General features: G+C 63.6%; 3 protein-coding genes and 1 pseudogene. 3 read left to right on the top strand and 1 reads right to left on the bottom strand.

The window, feature by feature from the left end; all coding sequences use genetic code 11:
* Positions 1–182: 182 nt before the first annotated feature.
* From B3F77_RS18215 to B3F77_RS18205, 3 genes are all read left to right on the top strand, one after another.
* Positions 183–1,283 carry an alpha/beta hydrolase family esterase gene (locus B3F77_RS18215; RefSeq protein WP_293606324.1) on the top strand — a complete coding sequence of 367 codons (1,101 nt, stop codon included), beginning with the start codon at positions 183–185 and terminating at the stop codon, positions 1,281–1,283.
* A gap of 217 nt (positions 1,284–1,500) precedes the next feature.
* Complete coding sequence (locus B3F77_RS18210) at positions 1,501–2,019, top strand: flavin reductase family protein (RefSeq protein WP_293606323.1); 519 nt, start codon at positions 1,501–1,503, stop codon at positions 2,017–2,019.
* The gene (locus tag B3F77_RS18205; RefSeq protein ID WP_293606322.1) at positions 2,016–2,933 is read left to right on the top strand and encodes a DMT family transporter; all 918 of its coding nucleotides are present in this window, start codon (positions 2,016–2,018) and stop codon (positions 2,931–2,933) included. Before B3F77_RS18210 ends, B3F77_RS18205 begins: the two co-directional genes overlap by 4 nt.
* 21 nt (positions 2,934–2,954) lie before the next feature.
* Here the strand turns inward: B3F77_RS18205 and B3F77_RS18200 are convergent.
* Positions 2,955–3,942, bottom strand: a pseudogene (locus B3F77_RS18200) (hypothetical protein); the annotation flags it as partial.

The following is a 3,942-nucleotide window of genomic DNA, read 5'->3' as shown; positions in this document are numbered from 1 at the left end:
GTATAAGAGACAGTCTGAACACCTGACAGGCGCCATTTCGCTGCCTGCCCGCCTGCGCCTTGTCGCGCCGCCCTTGCCGTGGCTCGGAGAGCCCTGCGTTATGGCCCTTCTCCTCACGTCATAGCCCAAAAAAGCGTATTCTTTGCTGCACTGCAGCAATTTCTGCGCAACGGAGATTTTCATTGGCTATTTCACTCAGCGAACTTTTGAAAGCGACACAGCGAACCTCCCTTGCCCGCCGCATGGATGCGCTGCGGCTGATCCGGCGCGCGCTGGGTCTGATCGGCACTCAAACCCCGCAGGCTCAGCCCCCGGTTGGCCCTGCACCTGTGCTGAAGGAAAAGATGCAGGTTGAAGAAGTAGCCGTCCAGCCGCGGCTCGCGCTGCAGGCCCGGCCAGTCAGCTTCACCGAGCACGACTTCCAGTTTGCCGATGCATGTTATGCCTATCGGCTCTACCTTCCCGGTCCTGTCGATACAGACACTCTGTTGCCAGCGCCTTCGCCACTGGTGGTGTTGCTGCACGGCTGCCAGCAGGACGCCGCTGACTTTGCGCAAGGCACGGCCATGAACGAGCTGGCAGAGCAAAAAAAATGCATCGTGCTTTACCCCGAACAGCTGTCTAAAGCCAACAGCATGCGCTGCTGGAACTGGTTTGAAACCGCCCATCAGGAGCGCCACGCCGGTGAGCCCGGCATGATTGCAGCGCTGACACGCCAGGTGATCCAGAGCCACAACGCGGACCCGGCGCGGGTCTATATTGCCGGGCTCTCGGCAGGCGGGGCGATGGCCGCAGTGGTGGCCGGGCTCTACCCCGAGCTATTTGCCGCGTTGGGCGTGCACTCGGGAATCCCGACCGGTGCCGCCAGCGATGTGGCGTCGGCGTTGAGCGCCATGCGCCGGGGCGCTCGCCGACCCGCGCTTGCTGAGGAGAAGGAAGGCGTGATGCCGACCATTGTTTTTCACGGCAGCGCCGACAAAACCGTTCACCCAGACAACGGCGACCAGATCGCAGACGCAGCGCTTGCGGCCCTGGGCGCTTCAGGCCTGGCGCTGAAAAAAATCCAGCGCACCGAGGAAAGTGCGGCCAGCACCGGCAGCAGCCGAAGCGCCCTTCGAACCCTTTACCGCGCGGCGGACGGAAAGTCCTATGTCGAACACTGGTCCGTCGGGTCAGGGCCTCATGCCTGGTCAGGCGGAAACACGGCGGGCACCTTCACCGACCCGCAAGGCCCCGACGCGTCACAGGCGATGCTAGAGTTTTTTCTTCAGCATCACAAGTAAGTGGCTTTCAGGGCACACGCGGCAGCGGCCCTGCGCTGCCTCGCACAGTTCGCGTTTCACATTCGGCAATTTGGCTGAGAAATCAAGGCAAAGGGGCATGCGCGCGCGTTTAATCGTCCATCCGACCGCTTCCGGGAGCATGCCTTTTGGGTCAACATTGGGCACTACAAGCCCCGCAGCGGGCAGGCTCCGAACGCTTGAGTTAAATTACCCTGCTATGTTGTCCCCCCCCACCCTTTGCAAAGCAAGCAGCCCCAGTTTTTCCCAGCGGGAATTCCGGGCCTCGCTGGCCATGTTTGCCACCGGGGTCACCATCGTCACCGCACGCACGCCCGCAGGCACCCTGCTCGGCCTGACCGCCAACTCCTTCAATTCGGTGTCGCTCAACCCGCCCTTGGTCCTCTGGAGCCTGTCGCAAAGCGCGGGCTCGATGGCGGCGCTGAGCACCGGATCGCACTATGCCATCAACATTCTGGCGGCCGACCAGAAAGAGCTGGCTGAACGCTTTGCCAGCAAGCGCGAAGACCGCTGGAAGGACGTGCTGTTTACCGATGGTGCCAGCGGCTCGCCCCTGCTCATCGGTGCGGCCGCAACTTTTGAATGCTTTAACCGCAGCCGTTATGAAGAGGGCGACCACGTCATTTTTGTCGGCGAGGTGGAGCGCTGCAGCCACCGCGCCGGTGCCGCGCCGCTGCTGTATCACGGCGGCAAGTTCTACTCCGAACATCCTTTGTGAAACCTCCATCCGTCACCTCACGCAAAGCCCACCTCGATACCCTCGCCATTTCCCTGCTGCTGGGCTGCTGCCTGTTCTGGGGCTTGCAGCAGGTGATGATCAAGGCCACGATTGCCGAAATACCCCCGATGTTCCAGGCTTCTTTGCGCCTGGTGGGGGCAACGGCGTTGCTGTGGCTGTGGTGCTGGTGGCGCGGTATTCCCCTGTTCAGCCGTGACGGCTCATGGCGGGCCGGTTTGATCGCGGGCGCCCTGTTCGGCGCGGAATTTGCCTGTATCTACCTGGGACTGCAGTACACCGCAGCCTCGCGGCTGACGGTGTTTTTGTACACCTCGCCATTCTGGGTGGCGCTGCTGGTGCCCTTGTGGGTCACGTCGGAAAGGCTGCGCGGCGTGCAGTGGGTCGGGCTGCTGTGTGCCTTTGTGGCGGTGGGATTTGCCTTGCGCGAAGGCTTCTCGGGTGGCCCGGCATCCACCGCACGCGGTGACTTGCTGGGGCTGGTGGCTGGCATGTTGTGGGGCCTCACCACAGTGGTGATTCGCGCCTCCGGCCTGACCCGGATCTCCGCAGAAAAGCTGCTTTTTTACCAGTTGGCCGTCAGTGCGCTGGCGTTTCCGGTGCTGTCCATGGCGCTGGGAGAAGTCTGGGTCTGGCACTTCAGCCCGTTTGCGATCACGTCGCTCCTGCTGCAGACGGTGATCGGTGCTTTTGCCAGCTATCTGGCCTGGATGTGGATGCTCGGGCACTACCCGGCCACGAAAATTTCGGTCTTTGTATTTTTCACACCGCTCTTTGCCTTGCTGTTTGGTGCGCTGTGGCTGCACGAAAGCGTGACGCCGGGCCTGCTGGCCGCACTGGCCACCGTGGCGGCGGGCATTGTGCTGGTCAACCGCAGGCCGCGCGTAGTGGGCTGAACGAGAGGGGGTATCCCACCCCTACCCCGCCAACCGCTTCTGCGCAAACGCCACGTACCAGTCCAGGCAGCCCGGGTTGGCCATGGCATCCCTGTTCACCACCCTCTCCAGCGGCTGCCCCAGCAGCAGTTTCTTGATCGGCAACTCCTGCTTCTTGCCCGACAGGGTGCGCGGAATTTCGGCCACCTGAAAGATGGCGTTGGGCACGAAGCGCGGGCTGAGCGCGGTCTTGATGGCGTTGTTGAGTTTGGCCTTCATCGCCTCGTCCAGCGCCACGCCTTCGCGCAGCACGACGAACAGCGGCATGTAGCTCTCAAAGCCCAGGTATTCCAGGTCCACCACCAGGGAGTCCAGCACCTCGGGCAGCACTTCCACCGCGCTGTAGAGCTCGCTGGTGCCCATGCGCAGGCCGTAACGGTTGATGGTGGCGTCGGATCGGCCGAAGATCACGCAGCCTTCGCCGCCCTGCTCCTTGGTGCCGATGCGCAGCCAGTCGCCGTGGCGCCAGACCCCGCCCGCCTCGGGGCCGAGGTCCCGGTCGCCGGGCCGCCCCAAGACCGGGACAGCCCCCTCGGGGGGCAGCGACCCACTCGCAGAGGGGAAGCATGGGGGCACGGGCAGGCCGCCACCGGGCTTGCGGCCATGCCCGGCAGGGTACATCTCGAAGTAGCTGGCGAGGTAGCGCGCGTTGTCTTTATCGCCCCAGAAATAGAGCGGCATGGACGGAATCGGCTGGCTGCAGACCAGCTCGCCCACCTCGCCCAGCACCGGCTGGCCCTGCTCGTTCCACGCTTCAACGGCGCAGCCCAGCAGCCGGCACTGCATGACGCCGGGCTGTTGCGGCAGCTCACGATTTCCGCCAATAAAAGCGCCGCAAAAGTCGGTACCGCCCGAAATATTGCACCACCAGATTGGATCCCCCACGCTTGTCGCTTCGCGTACTGCGCTGCCCCCTGAGGGGGCTGAACTTGCTTGGGGCGGCCCGGCGCTGCAGCCCATGGCCCCCACG

Origin of the sequence: Polaromonas sp. UBA4122, assembly GCA_002381615.1 — a bacterium.
Classification (GTDB): domain Bacteria; phylum Pseudomonadota; class Gammaproteobacteria; order Burkholderiales; family Burkholderiaceae_C; genus Polaromonas.
Note: the sequence above shows the minus strand (reverse complement) of the source record. Positions and strands in the feature narration are given on the sequence as shown.

Bases quoted from the DNA above. Each gene is read 5' to 3' on its own strand.
- B3F77_RS18210 (WP_293606323.1), top strand. From the start codon at position 1,501: ATGTTGTCCCCCCCCACCCTTTGCAAAGCAAGCAGCCCCAGTTTTTCC.